This window comes from Leclercia sp. G3L, assembly GCF_021117075.1.
In the GTDB taxonomy this organism is placed as follows: domain Bacteria; phylum Pseudomonadota; class Gammaproteobacteria; order Enterobacterales; family Enterobacteriaceae; genus Enterobacter; species Enterobacter adecarboxylatus_C.
Window position 1 is genome coordinate 2245884 of the sequence record NZ_CP088265.1, and the last position, 24273, is coordinate 2270156.

Sequence of the window (24273 nt, forward strand, 5' to 3'; positions counted from 1 at the left end):
CTCCTGAAAGATAAATTAACTCAAATGAGGCAATATTTATGCCCGTAATCTCTATACACCAATCCGGGCTAAAGTTTGATAAAAACCGTTACAAATAATGGTTTTTTAATTTTTAATCAACGTTGCGTGACACAGGTGATTATGCTCCGTGTACTGAAGATGTACTGAGTGGTTGCCGTAATCATACTTTGACCAGCCATTGATCCACCCAAGGAGCATGTCGACTTTGCCTTCGCCAGACAAAGTGGGTTTTCCAGACAATTTTGTAATAAATGCCCTGTCCATCCCTCCTTTGATTCCGGGGATAAAATTGCCTGTAAAGGGTGAATATCCATCTTCATTGCCAAAGTAAAAATGAATATGATTTAAGCAGTCTTTCCGAAACCCCATCTCGATACCAGACTGATAAAATTTATAGTGCTTCGTTTTTCCATCGGGATCGTTATATTCGCCAGCATAAGCTGATATAACCGGGGATTCACCGATAGCATGACACAGGTTGATAACTTCAACAGAATTTTCCCTTTTACCAAGAACATCTATAAAATGAGCCCATTCCACTGTCATTTTGTAACTCCTGTCTGGCGTGTACTTCTCAACAATAATATAACCTGGTTGTTAAAGAACAAATTCATAGAAACCACCTACGAAAGCGGGATTTTTATTCAGGAAAGAAGGTTAAACAGGTCGCGTCTGAGCTGAGCGAGTTCATCGTTTTCATCCATCAAAACCTTTCCGTTTCTGTACAATACGAGATCGTTCAGAGATCCCATGCCGCCATAGAAACTTAGAAAAATGTATTTTATTTCATCATAGTCGACGCGTTTTTCAGGTGATGTCCAGGGTATGAGGGCAATACCAGGACCCTGGCGTTTTTGGAGCACCGCTTCTACAGGTGCTCCAAAAATCATCTTTTATGGCTACAGGGTTTTCCAGATAAATATTTACCTTGACTTACCTTAGTTGCCATCGATCCAGACATCTTTCACCCAGGCGGCTAAATCAGGCCATTGCTCTTCACTAGCACCATCGCCAGTCCAATATTGGACACGACCTTGTTGGTCTAAACAATAATAACTACCGTTATCTTCACATATGGGTAGCCACGATTCAGGCACGCCAAGTTCTTTCGCATCATTTATAGCCGTTAACAACTCGCCATAGAGTTTTTTGTCTTCTGTGACAGATAATAGTTCGATTGTTCCATAATAGATATTGCCAACTTCCTTAAGAAGTTTCTTGTAGTCAGGTGAAAAAGAAAAGCCTGTTTCTCCTTCATATTTATAAATAATATCATCATCCGGTAAAGGAATATTACTTCTCTCGTTCCCGGACACTACCTTTAACTCTTCAATAACGTCATTCAGGCTATTAGCCATACCGTCACCTGTTAAAATTGTTTGCTCGCTGCTCCCCGGCCCCCAATTTTTCCATCTTGTTATAGAACCAGTAACCCATCATTATTTCCCTTTACCCAGGGATATTTGTTCCCTTTATGGAAGACGGCAGTATAGCAGGATAAAGACTACTACCAATATTTAAGCCCGTAATCGCTTTACATCGACCCGGGCTAAAATTTGAAAAAAACATTATAAATCAGGGTGTTCTAATATTTAATCAACGTTGCGTGACACAGATGATTATGCTCCGTGTACTGAAGATGCACTGAGTGGTTGCCGTAATCATACTTTGACCAGCCATTGATCCATCCAGGGAGCATGTCGACTTTGCCTTCGCCAGCATCAGCTGATATAACCGGGGATTCACCGATAGCCTGACACAGGTTGATAACTTCAACAGAATTTTCCTTTTATTCCTGTAGTAAATGCCAGCCTCCCGCCGGAAGGGCGGGAAGTCGCCTATTAATCCTCATACTTGAAGTCGATATTTATTTTCAGTGTTTCAATGTTTACCGTTACTACACAGCCATGCCAGAATGGCTTTTTTGTGATTTAAAGTTATCAACAAAGAAATTTCTTAATTCGACCAAAAGATCTAATAGTCTTGCACTGGCATTTGCAGTTTCAGTGACCCAATGCTGGTTTACTTGTTAATCGATAACTCTAAGAAATCATCCGAATAATGTCATGAATACCCGGATGGCAGACGCTACCATATTGGACATTCCCTGTCCTGTAATATGGAACAGCGCTGTGGTTGGTGGTGTTCATATCTGCAACCACGGAACCACTCAATACAAAACGGTGCTGGGAATAAGATGCACATCTGCGACACCATGTGAGTCATTTCCAGCACCCTGCAAAACGAACAGGCAAAATATTTTTTAATGCTTGTCAATTAACTTTAGTTGAATATTACTACCATCAGGAATATCTCTTATTTGCAATGCAATATGTGCTCTTGCTTTCATTGCAACCGTAGATTTTTCTAAATAAAGATTATCTGACTCATATTCACCACCAGCAACAAAAGGCATTTTTGGAACTAAGCGATGGCCAACTGGTATTGAACCATGCCTCTTCTGCCAGGCATTTGCTAGCGGATAGCCTGTTAATACATCATAATCTTCAAGTATTGTTTTACACCATTCGTCTATATCTTGGGCAAGATAATCAAAAGAACCTGTTTCAGGATCGAATGCGTAGATGCCATTTTCTTTTATACAAAATTGACCGCCGAAAAGATCTTCAGCAAAGAAGATGGCGTTATGAGCAAGGTTATCGTAACAATCAATCCATAAACTATTCTCATTCCAGTCAATCAATCCTATTTCATCGCCTACTGTCTCAAAAGGGAACACATGCAAAGCTGACTCAAAACCATAAAATCCGTTTCTTTTATTTAATAAATTAATTAAATCATGTGCCAAAGGGTAATTATGATAAACAGAGGGTAATTTATTCCCCTTACATAAGGAGATATCATCACTACAAATGGATAAAAGTTTTTCCAAAAAGATTGACATTTTTATTAATCCTTATTCGTTTTAATGATAACTGTTGAACCATCGGGTAAGCCCCGGCATTGTGCTCCAATACATGCTCCAGCACCTCTATTATCAGATGGAGGAATTGGCCTTACAGAAGCACCATTACCGCCTTCTTTAAACATAGCTGGCGGATATTCATCTCGATCCGCGCCCTTGACAGGCGGTGTATTTTTTAACGATTCTTTTCGTCTTTGAGCGGCACCACTGCGATCTATCGTTAAGATAGTAGCATGTCCTGCTTGTTGGGCATCTTCAATATGTTTCGCTGATTCTGGATACTTCGTTTTATCAACAATGATAACCGCTGAAATCTCATCACTGGCCTGGTTAATCAGCTTAGACGCCGCTTCCAGATCGCCTGCTTTAAGCGCCTTTTCCGCACCCTTAATGGCTTTGCCCGCAACATCCCCTGCGCCAGGAATGATGCCAATCGTTGCAGCCAGATAATCAAGCGCACTGTGCGCTTCCGCAAAGCTCTTAATGTCACCCACGACCGGGACAAAATCTACGCCAAACAACGCCATATCCTTCAGCGCTTCCCGACGCTCGGTATACATTTTAACCGCGCAGGCTTCGGCGCTCATCCCGGCACAGTTTTCGCGCTTATAGCGTTCATTTTCGGCCTTCACCTGCTCTTCGGCCACCTGCGCGGTGGTTTTACCCTCCTGCAGTGCCGCGACGATGTCGCCAACGGAGTTATTCTCAACCGTCGTTTTACCCGCCTGTGCCCCGGCAACAGTGGAAGCTGAGCTGTCGCCCACCAGCCCACCGGATAAGCCTGCCGCCAGCGTCGCCAGCGCAGAAACCGTCTGCTTCTGCGTTTCATCCAGCTTATCGGCAGATTTGCCGTACATCTCGAGGGCGATCATCCCCACCAGCTCGCCCGTGGTGGCGCCGGCGGCACCCGCCAGCGCGTTTTGCCCCTGGGCGGCGGCCAGCGCGGCGTTGACCACCGCGTGGGCGGCAACTTTGCCCTCGTTGCTCAACCCGCTGCGGTGACCAATGACATACGCTAGGTACGGTGCAGCACCGCCCGCCAGGGCGGCGCTGAGATCGCTCCCGGCCAGCCCCTGAACCGCCGCCGTCGCCGCCTGAATCGCCCGCTGATACTCCCCGCCGGTGCCAAAGCCGGAGGCATTCATCGCATCGTTGTACGCCGTCTGGTAAATCTGGCCGTTAATATCTTCCAGCGTCGCGGTTTTTCCCGGGTTGGCTTTCTCCCACGCCGCTTTCGCCTCCTGCAGATCCTGCGCGTTGACGTTTTTCAGCTTCTCTTTCGCCGCGTTGGTGGCGCGGATGCTGCCCTCGGTGCGGGCAATATCCGCCACCTGATTGCCGATCTCGCCGATCAGCTGCGCCTGCTGGAGTCGCTCCTGCTCTTTTTCCTTATCGAAGATAGGGGAGAGCGTCTGGTTGGCGTGCTCCACGTCGCGGCTGAGCTGGTTAATATCCTGCACCTGACGAGTCGGGTCGCGGACGATCAGCGTACCGTCCGATACCGCTGCGTGCGTGGTGCTGCTGTCATGTCCGTCGCGGTTGGCGCCCACCAGCAGGCCGTTAGCCATGTTGCCGGCAAACTGGCTGCCGATGCTGCCCCCGGTGCTCATGCCCACGCTCTGGTGTTCCACTTCGAAATCGGCGCGGTTTTCAATATCGCTGAAGCCGATGGTGCCGGTATCGAGACGGTTTTTATCGGCGGTCGCCGTCGAGCCAATCACCGCTCCGTTGAGCTGGGTATGCTCGCCCACGGTCACGTCATAGCCGCCTTTGCCCGCGAAGATCCCGGTCTGCTCCACCACCGAGTCGTAGTTGCTGTGCATCTTGTCGCGGCTGAGGTTGACGCTGGCCGAGCCGGTCATGGTGCCGATACTGAAGCTCCCGCCCGCGCTGGCGTTCTGCTGTTTTGAGTCGTAGCGATCGCTGTCCTGCTCGGAGGTGAGCGTCAGGTTGCGGCCAATGTCCGCTTTCACGGTTTCGCCGCTCACCTGCGCCCCGGTCAGGGTGGCGTCACGTCCGGTCAGGAGATTCACCTGGCGGCCCGCATCCACGGTGGTCTCGCTGTGGGTGGTGCCGTTGCCGCTCTCGTTGCCTTTGCCGCGGTTGACGCTGGCGGAGATGTTGATGCCCGCTCCGCCGGAGCCGTATCCGATGCCAACCCCGACGCTGCCGCCCTTGCTCTCGTTTTTACCGTCCAGCAGCTGGGTGTTTTGCGCCGAGCGCAGGTACAGATCGCGGTTGGCGGCAAGCGTGATATCGTTGCCCGCCTTCAGCTGGCTGCCTTCCATGGTCAGATCCCCATCCGCGCCGCGCGCGCCGCTGCCGGTGGCGATCACGCTGAGATCGCGCCCGGCGTTGAGGGTGCTGCCCTGAGCGGTGTTCTGCTCGCTGTACTGGGTCGATTTCGACGACTGGCTGCCGTAAGAGAGGCTAATGCCCACCGTGTTGGTGTTTGATTCGTCTGCGCCCAGCGCCTGGTCCATCCGTGCGGCCTGGGCGGCCTGCACGCCGGAGAGCGCCGCCTTCACGCCCTGCAATGCCTGCAGGCGGCCGCTGCCGGAGGATTTCGCCTGCTGCGAGGCCTCGACGGCGCTGTTCAACGCGCTGCCAACGGTACCGGAGAGCGCCAGCGTCAGCCCGGAGGTTTTCTGCTCCACCTCGTGGGTCTGCTGGCTGCGGTTGTTCACCGCCGTGATGTCGACGTTTTTACCGCTGAGGGCCATGTCCTGACCGGCCACCAGATCCGAGCCGCTCACCGTCAGGCGATCTCCCGCCCGCAGGGTCAGGTCGCCGTCAACGCTGCCGACGGTGCTGCCCGCCTGGGTGGCGTCCGCGCCGGTGTCGGTGGTTTTGATACTCTGGGTGCCGACGCTAAAGCCGATCCCGCCCGAGCTTAACAGCCCCGATTTTTTCTCCTGCTTCTGGTGCAGCTCGGTATTGCGCTCGGCCTGGGTCCCGACGGTCAGGTTGTTGCCTGCCAGCAGGGAGACATCATTGCTGCCCGCCACGTTGCTGCCGCGCACGGTGAGATCGTTTCCGGCGGTGAGGTTAACGGTGTTGCCGTTCAGCTCGCTGCTCTGCACCGTCTGACGGTCAATCTGGTCGCGGGTGGTGGTGGTGGTTTTCGACAGCCAGCCGTTACCGCCCACCACTTTATGCCGTTCGTCCAGATCCTGAGTGTTTTCGCCTGCCGTCAGGGTCAGGTTATTCCCGGCGCTGACGTTCAGCGCCTCGCCGGCGGAGAGGGCGGCGGCGCGGGCGTTGAGATCGTTCCCGGCGGCAAGGGTGACGTCGCCTTTGCCGGTCACTTCGCTGCCGACGCTGGTTGTCTGCCCCTGTTTCAGGCTGTTGTCGGCGTCCCACACCAGGTTATCGCGGCTGGCGGTTTCCACCGTGTTCAGGGTCATATCCCGCCCGGCCACCAGCTGCGCTTTGCCGTTCTCGCCGCTGGCGATCACCTGCGCCCCGGTCAGGGTCATATCCCGCCCGGACTGCAGGGCCAACTTACCGTCGTCGCCCTGCACGTAAATGCCGGAGACGCTGTCGATGGTGGTGCGGGCGAAGCTGTTCTCGCCGTTAACGCTGTCGGCGCTGGTGGTGGTGCTGATGAGATTGATGTCGCGTCCGGCGCTGGCCAGCACGCTGCCGTCGCCCACGATGGCACCGCCAAGGTTGTTGATATCGGTGCGGGCGTTCAGGTTGACGTCCGCCCCCTGAAGGGTGCCGGTCTGGTTGGTGATGTTGTCGGCATCCAGCTGCAGGACTTTGCGCCCGGCAATCGTCCCGCGGTTAAACAGGTCGCCGTTAAGCTTGATGGAGACATTGTTGCCGGCAATCAGCGCCCCGGAGCCGTCGATATCTCCCTGTTTCACTTTGGCGTAGACCTGCGGCACCAGCACGTTCTCCATCGAGCCGTCCGGCATCTTCACCCGGGTGTTAACCAGCCAGACGATATCCCCGGTCAGGAGCGCCATCTGCTCTGGCGTCAGCGCCACGCCGATCTTCAGGTCGTACTGCTTGCCGAAGGTGATGCCGCGATCCATCAGCGCCTTGTACTGCTCTTCGTCGTTGTTGTAGCCGTCCAGATAGCGCTGGCCGGTAATGCCAATCACCTGCTCGCGGATCAGGCGCTGCTCGTAATAGCCATCCCCCAGCCGTTTCTGCGTGTTGTCGCCATTGGCGGTAAAGGCGTCCTGCATATAGTCGCTGCCGAGCCACTGGCGCTCGTTGGTAAAGCGCGGGTCGGTCTCCACCAGGTACGGCACGTCCGCCGATGGGTTCACCTTGAACAGGCTGTTGTCCGGCAGGGTGGTATTCGGGCCGATAATGCGGATCGCGCCGTCGGCCGGGGTCACTTCAAACTGCTGTCCGGCCGGCGGGGTCACCGGCTCGCCCGGCGAAACGGTCTGCTGTGGCGCGGGTTTCACCCCCGCGGCCTGTCCAATGGTGACGTCCGTTCCCTGCAACACCAGCGGGGTGATGCTGAGGTTGCTCCCCTCAACGCTGCCGTTGCCGATCAGCTGGCCCGGTTTCAGGGCGATATCCTGAATGGTGGTTGGCGGGGTATATGCCGTGCGATCGCGCCCCTGTTCATCATCGCCTTTGTGGCGAATACGGTAGTAGTGGGTGACGGTGCCCTCATCGGTGGTGTAACGCTTGCCGGGCACGTCCTCGTTCTTCACGCTGCCCATCTGGTCAATCGCCAGGGTGCCGCCTGCGATAACCTGGCTCTTGTCGTTAAACAGTTTGTCGCCCGTCATCAGCAGGTTGCCGCCGGCGAGGATCTTCGCCGGGTCGCTCTCTTTAATGCGCGTTTCGTCAATCGTGCGGGTGTAGTCGTACTGGTTGAAGTTGTCGTTATTGGCGCCGGTATCTTCTGGCGTATTCAGGTTACGCAGCCCGTCTGAGGAGTTGCCATCCACCCAGACACCTTTCTCAGTCGAACTCCAGCGGTTGGTGGAACCGGAGTGCTGATAGTCGGTGAGATCTTCCTGCGACACCCGCACCACTTCGGTGGAGAAGTGGTCGTTGATGTTGTTGATCTGCCCGGCGGCAATCGCCATATCCCCGGCGGACTCAATGGTCGAGCTGTGGTTGTTAAGGGTTCCTGCGCGACCGGTGACGGCGCCCTTGTCGTCCAGCGCCCCGCCAATGGTCATGCTGCCGGCGCTGTAGATCAGGCCGTGGTCGGCGTTATTCAGGGTCTGCACGCCGAGGTTCACGCGCTCGCGCCCGGCCAGCGTCGCCGCGGTGCCGTTTTCGGCGAGGTTGTTGAAGGTATCCACATTTACCCCCACCGCATCGCCGTAGATCCGCCCGGTGCCGGTGTTGGTCAGGGTGTTGGCGTTGATGCGGGTGGCGATCCCGTCGATCAGTCCGGTATTGTGCACCGTGCCGGTGGCCGTCAGGGTGGTGCTGCCGGCGTTGATTTCGCCGCTGGCGAGGTTGGTCAGGTTGGCGGTCTGCACGTCGAGGGCGCTGCCCGCCATCAGCTGGCCGCTGTTGGTCAGATCGCCATCGGTGGTGAAGGTCAGGTTGCCGTTGGCGATCGTAGTGCCGGTGTTGTTCACGCTGCCCGTGCTGTGGAGATCCATATCCCCCAGCGACAGTAGCTGGCCGCTGGCATCCAGGGACGCCGCGTCTACGCTCAGGGTTTTACCCGCTTTCAGGGTGCCGCCCGCGTTGACCAGGTTCAGCTCGTTGCCGCTGAGATCCAGCGTGCCGCCGGAGGCCAGCGCCCCGGCGCTGTTGTTCAGCTCGCCGCCGTTATCAATATTCAGCGTGTCGTTCGCCAGGATACTGCCGCGCCGGTTATCCAGAGCTCCGGTGTTCAACGCCAGGCTCTGGCCCTCCAGCCCCTGATTTTCACCGAGCATGTCGCGGTTAATAAAGTTCAGGGCATTGAGGGTCACGCTTTTGCCGCTGCGGATCAGCCCCGAGACGTTATCCAGCACGCCCTGGGCGCTGTCGAGGAGCAGATCGCCCACCGACTGGATCTGCCCGCCGCCGTTTTGCAGGTTAGTGGTGTGCAGGGCGGTATCGGCCTCGCCAATCACCCGTCCGCCGCTGCGGTTATCCAGGTTCGTGGCCGCGACATCCGCCGCACCGCTGGCCGCCAGGGTGCCCGCCTGGTTATTAATACGTCCTGCCGAAAGGTTCAGCGTCCCCAGGCTGTTAAGGGTGCCATCGCGGTTATCGAGCGCGCCGGAGGCGACGTTCACGCCATCGCCCTGCAGCACGCCTTTATTATTGATGAGCTGCGTGGTGGTCAGGGAGAGGCTCTCTGACGCCGCCAGCTGCCCGGCGGTATTGTTCAGCGTGTCGCCGCTGAAGGCGAGGCTATCCCCGGAGAAGGTGGTGCCCTGGCTGTTATCCAGCAGGCCGCCGCTCAGGGTCATGGCCCCGACCGATTTCAGCGCGCCGCCGTTATTGCTGAGCGTGTCGAATCCGGCGGTCAACGTGCGGTTCGCACCGATCTGACCGTCGCTGTTGTCGATAGCGCCCGCGTTAAGGTTAAAATCGCCGTCGCTCGCCAGGAAGCCGCTCTGGTTGTTCAGCGCGCCGCTCTCAAGACTAAGGGAGCCCTGAGAGAGCAGGGAGCCGGAACGGTTATCAAACGCGCCGCCGTTCAGGGCCAGGGTAGCGCCGTCGGCGACAATCACCCCCTGCTGGTTGTCGAGGCTTCCGGCGCTGATGCGCTGAGTTTTCGCCGCCTCAATGCGCCCTTTGGCGTTATTCACCGCCTGGTGGCTTTGGATCTCGCCGTCGCCCGCAGCCGCAGAGATCAGCCCCTGCTGGTTGTTGAGCGCTCCGGACTCCAGGCGGGTGTTGCCCGCCACCGCCACGATCTGCCCGGCGGTGTTGTCGATTTTGTCAGCCTTGAGCCGCACGCCGTTGGCCGCGCCAATCTGTCCCTGCTGGTTATCTATATTGCCCGGCAGGTCTACCGCCAGTTCGCCGCTGCCGCTGTGGGCGATTTTGCCTTGCTGGTTACTGAGGTCGTGGGCGCTTAGGTTCATCGTCTCCGCGCTCAGCGTCCCCCCGGCGTTGTTGAGCATCTTACCGGTGCGCAGGGTCATTTCGCTGGCGTTGACCTTCGCGCTGGCGGTGCTCACATCCCCCGCGCCGCCGTCGAGCAGAACACGTTTGCCCTGGGTCTGGCTGCCGCTGACGTCCACCCCCTGGCCGCGGGCGCTGAGATTACCGCCCGCCAGGGTTTGCCCGTGGGCGCTCAGCTGGCCGCTGGTGCTGATTTCCAGATCCCCCGCGTCGGCGAGCTTGCCGTCGCTCTTCACCCCGGCGGCCAGCACGCTCTGCTGGCTCCCGGTAAGGCTGGCCGCGTTGACCCGGACGTCCCGGGCGGCGGTGATTACGCCGCTGTTGTTAAGCTCGCTGGCGGTTTGCAGGCGGGCGCTGTCGCCCGCGCGCAGGGTGCCGCTGTTCTCGATACGCCCGTCGGCAGAGAGGGTCACGCTGCCCGCCTGAGCGCCGATGGCCCCGGCGTTACGCACCCCGACGCCGGTCTCGGTGCCGACCATGCGGATTTTGCCTGCGTACATGCCGCCGAGGCTGGCCACGTCCACCGCCAGCTGCGGGCGAGTGGCGGGATCGTCGCTGCCTTTTTCGATCGCCTCGTGGGCGGCATCCACCTTGTTGCGCCCGGTGGTGACCTTCAGATCGTTAGCCCACAGCCCGGCGTTAACCTTCACCGAGCGGGCAATAATGTCGGTGTAATCCGCGCCGGAGGTGTCCATCCCCGCGCCCTCGACCACCACTTCGCCGCGCTCGACGTTAAAGCCGGTCAGCGCGCCGTCTTTCATCTGCGGCTGGCCGGTGGTGAGGGTGGCGCGGTTGGCGTTAATAAAGCCGCAGCCGCTACAGGTGATGCCCGACGGGTTGGCGATCACCACCTGGGCTTTTTTCCCCGCCACTTCGATCATGCCGTTCAGCTTGCTCGGGTCGCGGGAGCTCACCTCGTTGAGGATCACTTTGGCTTCGCCTTTCGCCAGCCACGGGTTGCCCGCCACCATGCCGCCGATATTGGTCTGCACGTTTTTGTGCGAGTTGTTGAGGATCGCCCCTTTGTTGTCCACGTCAAACTGGGTGTAGTTGTTGCGTGACACCCCGGCTGCGGACGGGGTCTGGATATTGACCTGCGGCGTGCCGTTGGCGCTGTTGATGACCGTGGGCTGCTGGTTTTTTGGAGCACCGGCGTCCGCCACGATAGTGGCCTGCGCCGTCTGCACGGCCCCCATCGCCAGCCACAGGCTCAGGCTGATGGCGCTCACCTTGCCGATAAGCTGGCCGTGGGTATGGCCGATGCCGGAAGAACGGGACGAACCGGCGCGGCCGGAGCGGGCGATATCCGCCACCACCATCAGCATGCCGCGCGCTTTGTTAAAGACAATTCGGTACAGGTTCTTATTCATGGTTCGTTCCTTTAAACGCTTCCGGCAGGCTTACGGTGAGCGGGTGATTCTGTTGCCACTCTCTGGCGTGTTGACGGCTGACGTGGCTGCCGTGGAACAGCATCACGCGCTTGCCACGCTGCGCGCCGCGGTGATAAAGCGCGCGGCAGACGTGGTCGGGGAAGATATCGCGGCGCATCAGGTTGTACATCGCGGGGGTATGGCCGAAGGGGGCGATCCAGTCGCAGAACCAGATCCGATCCCCGCTGTCCCAGTCCTCTTCTTTCATCTCGATGGCCGGGCGGGTGAGGTAGCGGGCTTCCGCCTCCTCGTTCAGCCAGGCCCAGCTGAGGAAAAAGATCGGCCGGTCGTTTTCGCTCACCAGCACGTACTGCTGGCGCTTAATGATGGGCAGCAGCAGGGTGGGGAGGGCGTGCAGCGGGGCATCCCGGTGCATCGGGGAGTGCATCCACAGCCAGACGGTGGCCCCCAGCACTTCGGCCTCGCTCTCCTGCCCGCCGAGGATCAGCGGCGCTTTGATATCCAGATGTCCGACGCGCATCACCAGCTCCAGTTCAGGTTAAAGCCGAGCGTGAGATCGCTGGTTTCAAAGCCGTCCGGCTTCGAGAACGGCGTTCCGGCGAACAGGTCGTAGCCGGTGTTAAAGGCGTTGCCGCGCAGGCCCGCCACGCCGCCCGCCAGGTGTTTACCCACCTGCAGATCCGAGCTGTAGCCGCCCACTTCGCCGTAGTCGGCACCCAGATAGAACTCCTGATTTGGCAGCGGCGTGCGCCAGGCCAGATCGTTACGCACGTACCAGCCGTGGCTGGCGCTCAGGGTGCGCTCGCCGTCAAAGCCGCGCACCGTCCAGCGGTTGCCGATGGCGAACTGATCCTGCGGCGTCAGCGGCGTGTTGCTGATCTGGCGCAGGTACTGCAAGTTGTAGCGGAAGTTCTGCGTGCCGATGGCAAACGGCAGGTCGAGCTGGGCGCTGAGCTGGGTAATTTTGCTCAGGGCAGTAGCATCGCCCCAGTACTCTTCCGGCGCAGGCTGGGCACCAAACCAGCGCGTGCCGCGCTGATAGCTGATGCCTGCATCCAGCGTCGCCTGGCCGATGTAGTGGCGGTGATCCAGCCCGATGCGCCAGCCCGCGGTCTGACGGCGCTGGACGCCCACTTCCGTATCGTCGATAAAGTTGCGGGTCTCCCGCGCCAGCACGTCGTAGCTGAAGGTGGTTTTTTGCGAGCCGCTGCGGTGCAGCACGCGGCTGAGCTGAATGTCGAGGTTTTTGCTTTTACCGCTGTAGCGATAATCCTCGTTCAGGCCGGCGACGGTCTGGTGGTAGTCGTAGTCGCTGCCGGTGATGCCCAGCATCCAGTAGCCAAAGGGCACCGAGTAGTGGGCGGTGACGTTTTTGCTGCCTTTGCCGCCCTTGTCGTTCAGATCGTGGCTGGCAGAGACATACAGCAGGTCGCTCAGGGAGAAGGGGTTATCCAGCGACAGGGTCACGCCGCCCTGGTAGCGCCCGGTGGTTTCGGTCCCGGCATCGTCCAGCGACAGGCCGATACGCCACATTTTGCTCTGTTTGCGGGCGATCACCACATCGCTCTCGCCCGGGTTTTCCCCCGGCAACAGCTCCATGCTGGCCTCCACCGTCGGCAGACGTTGCAGGTTTTCCAGCCCCTGTTCAATATCGCGCAGATCCAGCAGGTTCCCCTCGTGGGCCGGGAAAGCGCTGTAGAGCTGGATATAGTCGTCGCTCTCTTCGGTCAGCTTCACGTGGCGGATGGTGCCCGGTACGATGGCGAGTTTCAGCGTCCCGCTCTTCAGATCCTGAGACGGGGCCAGCACGCGGGTGGTGATCCAGCCGTGGTCGACGATGCGGTTCTGCATTGTACTCATCAGCAGGTTAATCCCTTTGCCGCCCAGACAGCGCCCCTGGGCCTGGTCCGCAATACGCTGGAGCGGTAGCCAGTGGGGCAGGGCCTCCTCGCCGCTCAGCTCGACGCGGTTAATCGGGAAGCAGGGGGATTCCGTCGGAAAAGCAATTTTGCCAAAGCCGGATGAGGGCTCAGAAAGACGCACATCGGGAACGGGCGGGGTTAATTGCTGCTCCAGTGCTCGCTGACGCTGCTGCTGAATAATAAATTGATTATCCGGCTCTGCCGCCTGGGCAGGGAACATTAAGGACAGGCCAGCGGCTGACGTTATTATCAGGGCGATATTGTGTGGGGCTTTCATCGGCAGATCCGTGCTGTGTAAGCAAAATGAATACAATGTGAATTTGTGTAAAATTGTTTAAGTATTGCGAGGGGAAGGAAAGAGGGATTAATCCTAAAGCCCGGAATTATCCGAGTTTTGGGCTCCTTAATTCTGGTAGGTTAGTATCGGGAGAGAATATATCGGGGCGTTTCACGTGGATGTCGGGAAATATCCACGCGAAACTTAAGTGAAATTACACGCTATTTCTGAATGCGATCGACACGAACGACTGGCGGGTTCATCTTTTTATCCAGACTGCCGTTAATGCTGATCATATTGTCAGGCTTGACTTCACGACCATCAAATACAGCCTGAGGAATAATGGTATCGATTGTGCCGGTTTTATCGCGGAATTTAAATTTATCGCCGCCGGAGCCATCAATTAAATTCCCGCGCAGGGAGATGGTCGCGCCATCGTGCATCTCTTTGGCCTGCTCCACGGTCATGGTTCGGGCATCCTCGGTGCCGCGGTAACCCTCATCCAGCGAATGCGGCGGTGGCGGGGCAGCATCTTTCTTCAGTCCACCATTATCATCGGCATATGCCGCTGAAATTAAAAGACAACACAATAAGGGTGCGACGGTTAATTTCATACTGCCTCCTTGGTTTAACCTGCTTGACAGATTAAGCCTGGTTGCTATTTTTTATTTTGCAAACAGGAACAGTCTTAATCAAATTTATCTATAAAAATCATCTGGCTGTATAATCTTAATAAACGAAGCGGTGAGGTGATATATGGCGAAAGTAAAAGAAAATTCCCCTCCTTTACCCGGCGTGAAACAAAGCCATGCCGCACTGCAGTTTGAATACGACGTCCACCGCTTCGGTTTCGTTCTGTTATTGCTGATTATTGCCGCTGCGCTGTTGGGGCTTTTTTCGGGCGGTTATTTTAGCGAAGCGACAAAAACCAACGCCGCCAAAAGCGTGCAGGTGGAATACCAGCGTTTTGGCCGTCTGCAATCTCCCCTGGAGCTGAAAATTACCCTGCCGGGGCAAAGTAATGCCCCTGTGACAGTGCGTATTGGCGGGGAATATATGGCGCGAACGCAAACCGATAATATCTGGCCGCAGCCTGACGAAATGCACAGCGAGGGTGGGGAGCTGGTGCTGGTTTATCAGGAGGCGAAACCACGTCAGGATTTTACCGTCTGGCTCTATAGCACGCCGGATCAACCCGGTAAAACCGTCACCACTGTCACGTTAAATAATCAGCCGGGTCTCTCTTTCTGGCAATTTATCTATCCGTAGGGGACCAGTATGGAAATGATACTCAGGGCGGTGGCGATTTATCTGATTTTGCTGGTGGTCTTTAAAATCGCCGGAAGGCGGGCGCTGCTGCAAATGACCAGCTTTGATTTGATCCTGTTATTGATTATTAGTGAGGCCACCCAGCAGGCGCTGCTGGGGGAAGATTTTTCGGTAACCGGGGCCATGCTCACCATTATTACGCTGGTGGTGATTGATATGCTTTTCGGCGTGGCAAAAAAATATATTTCCGGCGCGGAATCGATGCTTGATGGCTCCCCGGTTATTCTGGTTGTGCACGGTGAATTACAGAACGAAAAATTAAAAAAGGTGGATGTCTCCTGCGATGACATTCTGGTATCGGCCCGACAAAACCACGGAATATATCAGCTCGAAAAAATTAAATACGCAATCCTTGAACGCAATGGGCATATTTCGATTATTCCCGAAGAGAGTGAATCATGAAAGAAAATATCTGGAACCAGGCCAAAACCACCAAGGAACTTACCAGTCAGGTGTCGACGGTGTTAATCGATTTAGGCTGGCTGCTCACCACGGCCGAGTCCTGTACCGGCGGCAATGTGGCCTCTGCGCTCTGTGCAGAAAAGGATACCGCCTCGTTCTTTGGCACCGGCGTGGTGACCTTCAACAATGAAGCCAAGCACAAGGTGCTGGGGGTCAGTAATGCCACCCTGGAAAAGTACACCGCCGTCAGTAGCCAGACGGTGGGCGAGATGGCCGAGGGGGCGTTGAAGCTGGCCGATGCGGATGTCAGCATCGCCATCAGCGGCTACGCCGGGCCGGACGGCGGCGAGGATGGCACCCCGGCGGGTACCGTCTGGTTTGGCTGGTGCTTCCGCGGCGAGGTGACCACCGCCGTGCAGCACTTCACCGGCGAGTGTGAAGACGTGATTGAGAAAGCGGTTCGCTACGCGCTTTCTGAACTGTTGCGGCAGATCCCGCACTGGAAAAAGCAGCTGCATTAAGGAGAGGCTATGAGTTACCGGCGCAACGGCTGGGGTAGGCAAGGCCACGGCGCTGCGTTTTGCAGCGGCAGGCTACGACGTGGGCCTGATCGCCCGCGATAACCACAGCCTGGAAGCCACGCGGGCGGAGGTGGCGAACTATGGCGTCAACTGCCATGCGGTAAGCCTGGATGTGGCCGATGCCGCGGCATTAAGCGGGGCAGCGCAGACGCTGGCCGACCGGCTGGGCGCTATCGACGTGTGGATAAACAACGCCATGTGCACCACCCTGGCACCGTTTTACAGCATCACCGACGATGAGTTTCGCCGGGTGACGGAGGTGACCTATCTGGGCTGCGTCAACGGCACCCGGGCCGCGCTGGAGCAGATGATACCCCGCGACAGTGGGGTGATTATCCAGGTCGGCTCCGCGCTGGCCTACCGCTCCATTCCGCTGCAATCAGCTTACTGCGGCGCCAAGGCGGCGATCCGCGGCTTTACCGATGCGCTGCGTACCGAGCTGATGCATGAGCGCAGCGGCGTGCATCTGGCGATGGTGCAGATGCCGGGACTCAACACCCCGCAGTTTGACTGGGCGCGGAATAAGTTCGCTTACAGCATGCGCCCGGTGGCACCGGTATTTCAGCCGGAGGTCGCCGCCGAGGCCATCTTTGGCGTGGCGCAGAGACCGGTGCGCGAGCTGTGGGTGGGGCGCAGCACCATCGGAGCGATTGTTGGCCAGTTCCTGTTCCCCGGTTTTCTCGACCGGATGATGGTGAAAAAAGCCTGGGAAGGGCAGATGGACGAGGCGCTCAACCCACCTGACCGACGGGACAACCTGACCGAACCGGTCGGCGGCGAACACCGGATACACGGGCGTTTTTCCCCGGAGGCTAAACCCCACGCTGCGGCGATGACCTCCGGCGTGCCGGGCAAAGCCCTGCTCGGCACCGTCGCGCTGGCGGGGCTGCTGCTGATTGGAAAATGCCTCGGACGCCGGAAGTAGTTCGTAGGCCGGGTAAGGCGTAGCCGCCACCCGGCTTTTTTACTGCGCACCGGGCCTTATGCGGCACCGCCCGGCGGCGCTGCGCTTGCCGGGCCTACGGATGGTGCATGCTGCGGGTGTGGTAGGCCGGGTAAGGCGTAGCCGCCACCCGGCTTTTTTACTGCGCACCGGGCCTTATACGGCAACGCCCGGCGGCGCTGTGCTTGCCGGGCCTACGGCTCGTGCATGCTGCGGGGGTTGAAGGCCGGGTAAGGCGTAGCCGCCACCCGGCTTTTTATTGCGCACCGGGCCTTATGCGGTAACGCCCGGCGGCGCTGCGCTTGCCGGGCCTACGGATCGTGTATGCTGCGGGTGTGGTAGGCCGGGTCAGGCATAGCCGCCACCCGGCTTTTTATTGCGCACCGGGCCTTATGCGACAACGCCCGGCGGCGCTGTGCTTGCCGGGCCTACGGCTCGTGCATGGTGCGGGTGTGGTAGGCCGGGTAAGGCGTAGCCGCCACCCGGCTTTTTATTGCGCACCGGGCCTTATGCGACAACGCCCGGCGGCGCTGTGCTTGCCGGGCCTACGGCTCGTGCATGCGGCGTAGCCGCCACCCGGCTTTTTATCGCGCACCGGGCCTTATGCGGCAACGCCCGGCGGCGCTGTGCTTGCCGGGCCCACGGCTCGTGCATGGTGCGGGTGTGGTAGGCCGGGTAAGGCGTAGCCGCCACCCGGCGATGTTGCAGCTTAGTGGTAACCCTCGGTATCCGTCACCTTGCCGCGGAACACGTAATAGCTCCAGGCGGTGTAGACCAGGATCAGCGGGATGATCAGCAGCGTGCCCACCAGCATAAACAGCTGGCTGGAAGGCGGGGCGGCCGCGTCCCAGATGGTGATGCGTGGCGGGATAATGTTGGGCCACAGGCTGATACCCAGCCCGCTAAAACCAAGGAAAATCAGCCCTAGGGTGAGAAGGAAAGGCCGGGCGTGGCTGTGCGGGTTGCGGGTGAGCCGCCAGATCCAGATCCCAAATACCGCCACCAGCAGCGGCACCGGCATGAAGTAAAAGAAGTTAGGCAACGAGAACCAGCGTTCGGAAACATACTGCCAGCCGAGGGGCGTCCAGATGCTGACCACCGCCACGACCCCCAGCAGCGCCAGCAGCACATGGCGGGTCAGTTCCCGCATATGACGCTGTAACGCCCCTTCACTTTTCATGATAAGCCAGGTAGTGCCCAGCAGGGTATAAGCCACCATCAGCCCCAGACCGCAGAAGAGGTTGAAAGGCGTCAGCCAGTCCAGCGCGGAACCGGCAAAGCGACGGCCCTCCACGTCGAAACCGTTAATCATCGCTCCCACCACAATGCCCTGGCTGAAGGTCGCCAGCAGCGAACCGCCGGCGAAGGAGTAGTCCCAGAAGGCGCGGTGGGACGGCGTGGCTTTGAAGCGAAACTCAAAGGCCACGCCGCGGAAGATCAGGCCGATCAGCATGGCGGTCAGCGGGATCGTCAGGGCGTCGATAATGACCGCATAGGCCAGCGGGAAGGCGCCGAACAGCCCCGCGCCTCCCAGTACCAGCCAGGTTTCGTTCCCGTCCCACACCGGGGCGACGCTGTTGACCATCACGTCCCGCGCCTGCGGGTCACGCTCAAAGTAGAAGAGCATCCCGATACCTAAATCGAAACCATCCATAATGATGTACATCAGGGTGGCGAAGACGATGATGGCAAACCAGATCACTGAGATATCGACGCCCATTATGGTTTCTCCTCTTCCGGTACCGGTTCAGCCGCTGAGAGCGGACGCGCGGGCCTGCCGTCGGTATTCAACGAGAGATTGTCGGTCGGCTGCGGTCCCTTCTTAATCAACCGCACCAGATAGACATACCCCACGCCAAACACCGAGCAGTAGACAACGATAAACGCCAGCAGGCTGATGCTCATCTGCAGGGTGCTGTGCAGCGACACCGCGTCAATGGTGCGCAGATAGCCATATACCACCCACGGCTGGCGGCCCACCTCGGTAGTGATCCAGCCCGCGAGGATCGCCACCAGACCGGCGGGGCCCATGCTCAGGGCGAACCAGTGGAACGGACGGGAGTGGTACAGGCGGTGTCGGTGGCGCAGCCACAGGCTGATAACGCCCATCAGGATCATCAGCAGCCCGAGGCCCACCATCACGCGGAACGACCAGAAGACGATCAGCGAGTTGGGTCGCTCATCTTTCGGAAAATCTTTCAGCGCCGGAACCTGCTTATCCAGGCTGTGGGTAAGGATCAGGCTACCGAGCGCCGGGATCTCCAGCCCGTATTTGGTGCGTTCCTCTTCCATATCCGGTACGCCAAACAGCAGCAGCGGCGTGGCTTCACCGGGGGGATTTTCCCAGTGGCCTTCAATGGCGGCAATTTTCGCCGGCTGATGTTCCAGGGTGTTCAGGCCGTGCATATCCCCGACAAAGGCCTGAATCGGTGCGACCAGCAGCGCCATCCACAGCGCCATCGAGAACATTTTGCGCACCGCCGGGCTGTCGTTACCGCGCAGCAGATGCCAGGCTCCCGATGCGCCCACAAACAGGGCGCTACTCAGGAAGGCGGCGATGGACATATGAATCAGGCGGTAGGGGAAGGAGGGGTTAAAGATAATGGCGAACCAGTCCTCGGGGATCACCTGGCCGTTCTCGATGCTGAAGCCCTGGGGGGTGTGCATCCAGCTGTTGGAAGCGAGGATCCAGAAGGTGGACATCAGGGTGCCGAGCGCCACCATGCAGGTGGCAAAAAAGTGCAGGCCGGGCCCGACCTTGTTCCAGCCAAACAGCATCACGCCGAGGAAACCCGCTTCGAGGAAGAAGGCGGTTAACACTTCATAGGTGAGCAGCGGGCCGGTGATGCTCCCGGCAAACTGGGAAAAGCCGCTCCAGTTGGTGCCGAACTGGTAGGCCATCACCAGACCGGAGACCACGCCCATGCCGAAGTTAACGGCGAAGATTTTTAACCAGAAGTGATACAGCGAGCGCCAGACGTCATTCTTCGTCTTCAGCCACATGCCCTCGAGCACCACCAGATAGCTGGCGAGGCCGATGGTTAAGGCCGGGAAGATAATGTGAAACGACACTGTGAAGGCGAACTGAAGCCTGGCGAGATGGAATGCATCGAGTTCGAACATCGTACTCTACCCCTGTCAGCGAAATGCCCCGTAAGAAACGGGGCATCGTGGTACAGCATTTACCTCGGCGCGGGGTTACGGTTTTTTCTTACCGGCCCCCAGCTCCGCGCCAGTCAACGGATTGGCCTTCGGATCCGACTCGGTGCGCGATGCCATCGCTTTCAACAGAGCGGCCTGCTCTTTCGAAAGCGAGACCTGAGCGCTCCCGTCGCCACCGTCAACGGCAGGTTGCGGATCGGCAACGTACTCGAAGTTTTCGTCGCTGTTCCAGCTACCGCGAAGATCGTCACCCGCAGACATATTGTAGTAGGTGGTTGAATATTGTTCGATAGGCGGCAGTTTCCCCGGTGGGAAATTATTGCGAATCGACTGCAGCGCCTTCTCAAACGAGAGCTGGTGCGCCGCTTCACGGGTCATCAGGAACGCGAGGGCATCTTTTACCCCGACATCGTCAGTGACGTTGATTAGGCGTTCATAGATGATCTTGGCGCGCGCTTCCGCTGCGATATTCGAGCGCAGGTCAGCGGTGGGTTCGCCAATGGTGTCGATATAGGCCGCGGTCCAGGGCACGCCGCCGGAGTTGGTCAGCGGTGGCCCACCCCCGTACAGCAGGGAGGTGATATGGCTGTCGTTACCGTTGGCCGTCAGGGAGCGATAGAGCTCCGCTTCCTGTTCGGTGCCTTCTGCCAGCTCGCCTTTAGCACCTTTATTCAGCATACCGACCAGCGTCCCGATGATTTCAAGGTGGCTCAGCTCTTCGGTAGCGATATCCATCAGCATCTCTCTGCGACCTGCATCGTCATCCCCCAGACCCTGAGTGAAGTAACGGCAGGCGGCAGCCAGCTCGCCCTGAGGGCCGCCGAACTGCTCGAGCAGCAGGTTCGCGAGGCCGGGATTTGGCTCAGCGACGCGAACGGTGTATTGCAACTGTTTTACGTGTCGAAACATAGGCTCACTCCTGGGTTATTTTTTCGCTTCAACGCCTTCGGCGTCAGAGCGCAGGAGGAATTGTTCCGTGGTATCCGGGATATGCTGGATAAGCCAGTCGGCCATGCGCTGCTCTTCCGCGAGGATAGATTCGATGGCAGGGATCGAAGCCACGTCTCCGGCTTTTTTCGCCGCAGCCAGCAGGGAGGTGTAGCAGGCGATTTCGAACTGCTCGAAAACGTAGCCGCTAATCGAGCCTTTCACGATCTCATCCGACGCGGCCATGCCACCCATCGATTGGCCGAACGCCATCATTTTGCTCATGGAGTCTTTTAAAACCGAGCGGGAAATATCGTTACGATCGAGGATCTCTTCCAGCAGGGTAATCTGGTGCTTGGTTTCAGAAATATGCTGTTCAATTCGGGCGCGTACATCAGGGTAATTATCGATGCGGCTGGCCATTGATTCGAGCATTGATTCGGCTTGCTTTTCCATGGCGTGAGCATCGCGTAGCCAGTCATGGTAGTGTTCTACGTGATTCATATTTTCTTCCTCGGGTTCGGTTAATTCAGGCTTACTTTTCCGCTTTCTGATTAATATTACCGACGGCCAAATCGGTGAGTTTAAGATCGGTGGATTTCTCTTCTTCCAGCGTCTCGGCTAATAATTTCACCGCCTGGGTATAGCCTAATTGCTCGGCCAGGGTGGCGAGCGTGCCATAGCTGGCAATTTCGTAGTGCTCGACTTTTTGCGCCGCCGCGATCAAGGCTGCATCGCGTACTTCATTTTTTTCTGTGCTTTCAAGGACTTCATTGGCTTCTTCAATTAAGCCTTCCATTGCCACGCACTTCATTCTTTTCAGTTTAATATTGGGCGTTTTCTCCACGATCTGATCGATACGCTCAATCTGGCCGTGGGTCTCTTCCAGGTGCGCTTTAAACGCAGCGCTCAGATCCGGGCTGGAGGCTTCGCGGGACAACTTTGCCAGCGCACGGGTTAGCTGTTTTTCTGCACTGTAGGTGTCAGATAGCAAGTGAATAAACACATCTTCTATGCTTTTCATATTCATACGCTTTTCTCCAGTGACATAAAAATTCTGCGAGCCCGCGGACCCGCAGAGTACCGATTAAAGTGAATAACAGGCTTTAATAATGAGATGAATTAAGAGTTGTCAGATTTACGTCCGCCACCATGGCTATGCTGACCCCCCTTTTTGCCTGCTTCAGAAGCGCGCTGCGGATCATTTTTGAAATTACCGCCGCTTTGCTGTCCACCTTTTTTCCCTGCTTCAGAAGCCTTTTCACGATCCTGTGCGAAATTACCTGAACCACCACGTTGCTCTGCCATATTATGTTTCCTCATATACATCGTTTATGTCAGTAAGATACGTTTTCATTCGTATCCGTTGTCGTTCAGAATTAAATTTAGCCGCTATTTTTGAAGAGTCAAACGAGAATTTTGGAATAATTTCCAGTCCATCTGATGAGTTGGAGGAAATATCGGTTCGCTTGTTTTTAGAATATTTTCCTTCAAGGTGATGTTATCAAACGACCTTCCGGGATAACGGCTTAACGCGTTTTTCTCTGTCTCGTTGAAACGCGCGATGCCAGGCGTGGCGGGGCTCTTTACTGAAGTTTACAATTAGGGTAAGCGATGCATAGCGCATAAAAAATAAAAATACGTGGGATTAGTCTTAATTGATTTCCTATATTATTCGCAGCGCGGAAGAGTGACTAAAAAATAATCTAGCGAAGCGGTTGAGTATATTATGCATGGATTACAGTGATTCATGGAAAATGCTACTTCATAAAGAGTAAACGAAGGGCAGGATTAAATACCCTGATAAAGTATGATGGTGAATCGGGTACGTTGGTCAATACTGAGCCGGAGCGGTGACGCGGTGTCATCCTGCTAGCTGCAACGGTGAGCCATATGATTGATTTCGTTTCGGGTGTCCTGATCCACACTCCCTTCTGGGTCTATCTCATCCTGCTGTTTCTGATAAGCCGGGGCATCAAGGCGCGCAGGCCCGCGACCGTGGCGCTGGAGAAGCTGGCCATCATCCCGGCTATTTTTCTGCTCTGGGATATCTACGATCTGCTGGTTTTCCGCAAGCTGACGCTGGCGACCGGCTCCCTGTGGCTGGTGGGATTACTCAGCGGCGCGGCAATGGGCTACATCCTGATCAAACGCACGGCGGTGGCCCGCGCCGCCGCCCCGCGCAGCATCTATCGTGAGGCGGATTATTCGGCCCTGCCTTTTATGATGCTCGCCTTTGCGGTGAAGTATGTGCTGGGGGTGATGAGCGCCATCGCGCCCGACGTGCTGCTGCGCCCTGGAGTGAGTGCGTTCGCCATCATCACCGGAGGGCTGTTCGCCGGGGTGTTTGTCGGCAAGTTTGTGCGCTATGTGCGGGTGTATCTGGCGGCGGAGATGCGGGAAGTGGGGTGAGAGGGATCCCCTCTCCCTGGAGGAAGAGGGCTGGGATGAACGTGCCGCGTAGTGGGATACTCCGTTAGCCGACGTTAACGAGTTCAGCTTTCTTTGTTGGCCCAACGAGGTCCATCTCTTTTTCCCGCTGGCCCACTTGTGCAAGTTTGTTGCCGTCAATAGTTGCCCAGAAGTCTGCGGCGCGTTTGGCAGCAGCAGTCGCTTTAACAGAATCGATTTTTTTGTTTTGCTTGATCATAACGTCTCCCGGTTGGTTTTTAACCATTTCATCAGAGTTTACAGCGGTCGCGTTTGCCTGACAAACAGTCGATTTTTATCTCAGTGGATACCCATCACTTTGCGTCGAATCGTTGTCTGAATATCAGCGACTGCAGAGGACATTTTGTTGGGGGCGTAAAACACTTGTGAGAATCCATACGATCGATAGCGTGGTTTCATCTCCTCCAGGGGGTCATGTATCACCACATCATCAAGTTCCATCATGCTGCAAAATGTTGTCGAATAGATCAGAGCAATAATAAAGACGTTACCTGTAAGCGCACTCTTTTTGTGAGCTCTCAGATTTTCCAGCATGCAAATGGCGAACTCCTTCCTGCGAGCATCATATTTGCAAATTATTGCTGCATGCAGGACAGCATAATCATATCCCTTCGTACTTTTTAGTCTGATATCTAAGATACCGTTATCGTTGGCATTTCCACGATAATGCTCTATTGCCCAGCGCCAGTTAAGAACCGCGTTATCGTTCTCATTCCAAAGGTAAGTTTTGTCTTCCTCGCTTAACGAACCTACGATGATGCTATCCCAACCGAAGCTCTGAATGATTTTTTGAGTAGTATGAAGGCAGTGTTCATGTATTTCCTGGAGCGATAAATTGCTCATGTCATCAGCCATCCTTAGCTGTCATCTTCCCCTCACGCT

Annotated in this window: 20 protein-coding genes and 1 pseudogene; 5 read left to right on the top strand and 16 right to left on the bottom strand. The window is 56.9% G+C overall.

Features of this window, described 5'->3' with window-relative positions:
• Window positions 1-105: 105 nt before the first annotated feature.
• The 8 genes from LRS40_RS12255 to LRS40_RS12290 all read right to left on the bottom strand — a co-directional run bounded on the left by LRS40_RS12255 (window position 106) and on the right by LRS40_RS12290 (window position 14210).
• Window positions 106-567 carry a hypothetical protein gene (locus LRS40_RS12255; RefSeq protein ID WP_231313795.1) on the bottom strand — a complete coding sequence of 154 codons (462 nt, stop codon included), beginning with the start codon at window positions 565-567 and terminating at the stop codon, window positions 106-108.
• 98 nt (window positions 568-665) lie between these two features.
• The gene (locus LRS40_RS12260) at window positions 666-911 is read right to left on the bottom strand and encodes a hypothetical protein (RefSeq protein ID WP_231313796.1); all 246 of its coding nucleotides are present in this window, start codon (window positions 909-911) and stop codon (window positions 666-668) included.
• 48 nt (window positions 912-959) lie between these two features.
• Window positions 960-1379 carry an SMI1/KNR4 family protein gene (locus LRS40_RS12265; protein WP_231313797.1) on the bottom strand — a complete coding sequence of 140 codons (420 nt, stop codon included), beginning with the start codon at window positions 1377-1379 and terminating at the stop codon, window positions 960-962.
• A gap of 905 nt (window positions 1380-2284) precedes the next feature.
• Window positions 2285-2926, bottom strand: coding sequence for an SMI1/KNR4 family protein (locus LRS40_RS12270; protein ID WP_231313798.1), 642 nt, complete (start codon window positions 2924-2926; stop codon window positions 2285-2287).
• A 5-nt stretch (window positions 2927-2931) separates the two neighbouring features.
• Window positions 2932-11376: a hemagglutinin repeat-containing protein gene (locus LRS40_RS12275; RefSeq protein WP_231313799.1), complete on the bottom strand. Its 8445-nt coding sequence runs from the start codon at window positions 11374-11376 to the stop codon at window positions 2932-2934.
• Window positions 11369-11917 carry a toxin-activating lysine-acyltransferase gene (locus tag LRS40_RS12280; RefSeq protein ID WP_156264464.1) on the bottom strand — a complete coding sequence of 183 codons (549 nt, stop codon included), beginning with the start codon at window positions 11915-11917 and terminating at the stop codon, window positions 11369-11371. Before LRS40_RS12280 ends, LRS40_RS12275 begins: the two co-directional genes overlap by 8 nt.
• Complete coding sequence (locus LRS40_RS12285) at window positions 11917-13539, bottom strand: ShlB/FhaC/HecB family hemolysin secretion/activation protein (RefSeq protein ID WP_231313887.1); 1623 nt, start codon at window positions 13537-13539, stop codon at window positions 11917-11919. Before LRS40_RS12285 ends, LRS40_RS12280 begins: the two co-directional genes overlap by 1 nt.
• Before the next feature lie 278 nt (window positions 13540-13817).
• Window positions 13818-14210: a YdeI family stress tolerance OB fold protein gene (locus LRS40_RS12290; RefSeq protein ID WP_142486819.1), complete on the bottom strand. Its 393-nt coding sequence runs from the start codon at window positions 14208-14210 to the stop codon at window positions 13818-13820.
• A 142-nt stretch (window positions 14211-14352) separates the two neighbouring features.
• Between LRS40_RS12290 and LRS40_RS12295 the strand changes: the two genes are divergently transcribed.
• The 4 genes and pseudogenes from LRS40_RS12295 to LRS40_RS12310 form a co-directional block, all read left to right on the top strand.
• Window positions 14353-14865: a hypothetical protein gene (locus tag LRS40_RS12295; protein WP_231313800.1), complete on the top strand. Its 513-nt coding sequence runs from the start codon at window positions 14353-14355 to the stop codon at window positions 14863-14865.
• Between the two features lie 9 nt (window positions 14866-14874).
• Window positions 14875-15327, top strand: coding sequence for a DUF421 domain-containing protein (locus LRS40_RS12300; protein WP_106994946.1), 453 nt, complete (start codon window positions 14875-14877; stop codon window positions 15325-15327).
• Window positions 15324-15848: a 2-oxo-tetronate isomerase gene (locus LRS40_RS12305; protein ID WP_142486816.1), complete on the top strand. Its 525-nt coding sequence runs from the start codon at window positions 15324-15326 to the stop codon at window positions 15846-15848. Before LRS40_RS12300 ends, LRS40_RS12305 begins: the two co-directional genes overlap by 4 nt.
• A gap of 13 nt (window positions 15849-15861) precedes the next feature.
• Window positions 15862-16833, top strand: a pseudogene (locus LRS40_RS12310) (SDR family oxidoreductase); the annotation flags it as partial.
• Window positions 16834-17560: 727 nt separating this feature from the next.
• On the opposite strand, the gene cydB reads toward LRS40_RS12310, so the two are convergent.
• The 6 genes from cydB to LRS40_RS12340 form a co-directional block, all read right to left on the bottom strand.
• Window positions 17561-18571, bottom strand: a complete 1011-nt coding sequence (cydB, locus tag LRS40_RS12315; RefSeq protein WP_156264460.1) for a cytochrome d ubiquinol oxidase subunit II — start codon at window positions 18569-18571, stop codon at window positions 17561-17563.
• Window positions 18571-19974 carry a cytochrome ubiquinol oxidase subunit I gene (locus LRS40_RS12320; protein ID WP_142486813.1) on the bottom strand — a complete coding sequence of 468 codons (1404 nt, stop codon included), beginning with the start codon at window positions 19972-19974 and terminating at the stop codon, window positions 18571-18573. The genes cydB and LRS40_RS12320 overlap by 1 nt, the downstream gene beginning before the upstream one ends.
• 75 nt (window positions 19975-20049) lie before the next feature.
• Window positions 20050-20922, bottom strand: a complete 873-nt coding sequence (locus tag LRS40_RS12325; RefSeq protein ID WP_231313801.1) for a manganese catalase family protein — start codon at window positions 20920-20922, stop codon at window positions 20050-20052.
• Window positions 20923-20937: 15 nt separating this feature from the next.
• Window positions 20938-21444 (bottom strand): ferritin-like domain-containing protein, encoded by a 507-nt coding sequence (locus LRS40_RS12330; RefSeq protein WP_142486811.1) that lies wholly within the window; start codon window positions 21442-21444, stop codon window positions 20938-20940.
• Between the two features lie 31 nt (window positions 21445-21475).
• Window positions 21476-21970 carry a ferritin-like domain-containing protein gene (locus LRS40_RS12335; protein ID WP_106994953.1) on the bottom strand — a complete coding sequence of 165 codons (495 nt, stop codon included), beginning with the start codon at window positions 21968-21970 and terminating at the stop codon, window positions 21476-21478.
• A gap of 92 nt (window positions 21971-22062) precedes the next feature.
• Window positions 22063-22248 (bottom strand): general stress protein, encoded by a 186-nt coding sequence (locus LRS40_RS12340; RefSeq protein WP_103180815.1) that lies wholly within the window; start codon window positions 22246-22248, stop codon window positions 22063-22065.
• Between the two features lie 585 nt (window positions 22249-22833).
• Here LRS40_RS12340 and LRS40_RS12345 point away from each other — a divergent pair.
• The gene (locus LRS40_RS12345) at window positions 22834-23352 is read left to right on the top strand and encodes a hypothetical protein (protein WP_231313802.1); all 519 of its coding nucleotides are present in this window, start codon (window positions 22834-22836) and stop codon (window positions 23350-23352) included.
• Window positions 23353-23416: 64 nt separating this feature from the next.
• Here the strand turns inward: LRS40_RS12345 and LRS40_RS12350 are convergent, their stop codons facing one another.
• Both LRS40_RS12350 and LRS40_RS12355 read right to left on the bottom strand, forming a co-directional pair.
• Window positions 23417-23590: a hypothetical protein gene (locus LRS40_RS12350; protein ID WP_166183533.1), complete on the bottom strand. Its 174-nt coding sequence runs from the start codon at window positions 23588-23590 to the stop codon at window positions 23417-23419.
• Between the two features lie 80 nt (window positions 23591-23670).
• A complete protein-coding gene (locus tag LRS40_RS12355; protein ID WP_231313803.1) occupies window positions 23671-24234 on the bottom strand; it encodes a hypothetical protein in 564 nt (187 codons plus the stop codon).
• Window positions 24235-24273: the final 39 nt, after the last annotated feature.

Coding starts and splice junctions, on each gene's coding strand:
- LRS40_RS12305 (WP_142486816.1), top strand. CDS start 15,324: ATGAAAGAAAATATCTGGAACCAGGCCAAAACCACCAAGGAACTTACC.
- LRS40_RS12330 (WP_142486811.1), bottom strand. CDS start 21,444: ATGAATCACGTAGAACACTACCATGACTGGCTACGCGATGCTCACGCC.
- LRS40_RS12280 (WP_156264464.1), bottom strand. CDS start 11,917: ATGCGCGTCGGACATCTGGATATCAAAGCGCCGCTGATCCTCGGCGGG.
- LRS40_RS12345 (WP_231313802.1), top strand. CDS start 22,834: ATGATTGATTTCGTTTCGGGTGTCCTGATCCACACTCCCTTCTGGGTC.
- LRS40_RS12340 (WP_103180815.1), bottom strand. CDS start 22,248: ATGGCAGAGCAACGTGGTGGTTCAGGTAATTTCGCACAGGATCGTGAA.
- LRS40_RS12260 (WP_231313796.1), bottom strand. CDS start 911: ATGATTTTTGGAGCACCTGTAGAAGCGGTGCTCCAAAAACGCCAGGGT.
- LRS40_RS12335 (WP_106994953.1), bottom strand. CDS start 21,970: ATGAATATGAAAAGCATAGAAGATGTGTTTATTCACTTGCTATCTGAC.
- LRS40_RS12265 (WP_231313797.1), bottom strand. CDS start 1,379: ATGGCTAATAGCCTGAATGACGTTATTGAAGAGTTAAAGGTAGTGTCC.
- LRS40_RS12350 (WP_166183533.1), bottom strand. CDS start 23,590: ATGATCAAGCAAAACAAAAAAATCGATTCTGTTAAAGCGACTGCTGCT.
- LRS40_RS12290 (WP_142486819.1), bottom strand. CDS start 14,210: ATGAAATTAACCGTCGCACCCTTATTGTGTTGTCTTTTAATTTCAGCG.
- LRS40_RS12300 (WP_106994946.1), top strand. CDS start 14,875: ATGGAAATGATACTCAGGGCGGTGGCGATTTATCTGATTTTGCTGGTG.
- LRS40_RS12295 (WP_231313800.1), top strand. CDS start 14,353: ATGGCGAAAGTAAAAGAAAATTCCCCTCCTTTACCCGGCGTGAAACAA.
- LRS40_RS12275 (WP_231313799.1), bottom strand. CDS start 11,376: ATGAATAAGAACCTGTACCGAATTGTCTTTAACAAAGCGCGCGGCATG.
- LRS40_RS12285 (WP_231313887.1), bottom strand. CDS start 13,539: ATGTTCCCTGCCCAGGCGGCAGAGCCGGATAATCAATTTATTATTCAG.
- LRS40_RS12270 (WP_231313798.1), bottom strand. CDS start 2,926: ATGTCAATCTTTTTGGAAAAACTTTTATCCATTTGTAGTGATGATATC.
- LRS40_RS12320 (WP_142486813.1), bottom strand. CDS start 19,974: ATGTTCGAACTCGATGCATTCCATCTCGCCAGGCTTCAGTTCGCCTTC.
- LRS40_RS12355 (WP_231313803.1), bottom strand. CDS start 24,234: ATGAGCAATTTATCGCTCCAGGAAATACATGAACACTGCCTTCATACT.
- LRS40_RS12325 (WP_231313801.1), bottom strand. CDS start 20,922: ATGTTTCGACACGTAAAACAGTTGCAATACACCGTTCGCGTCGCTGAG.
- LRS40_RS12255 (WP_231313795.1), bottom strand. CDS start 567: ATGACAGTGGAATGGGCTCATTTTATAGATGTTCTTGGTAAAAGGGAA.
- cydB (WP_156264460.1), bottom strand. CDS start 18,571: ATGGGCGTCGATATCTCAGTGATCTGGTTTGCCATCATCGTCTTCGCC.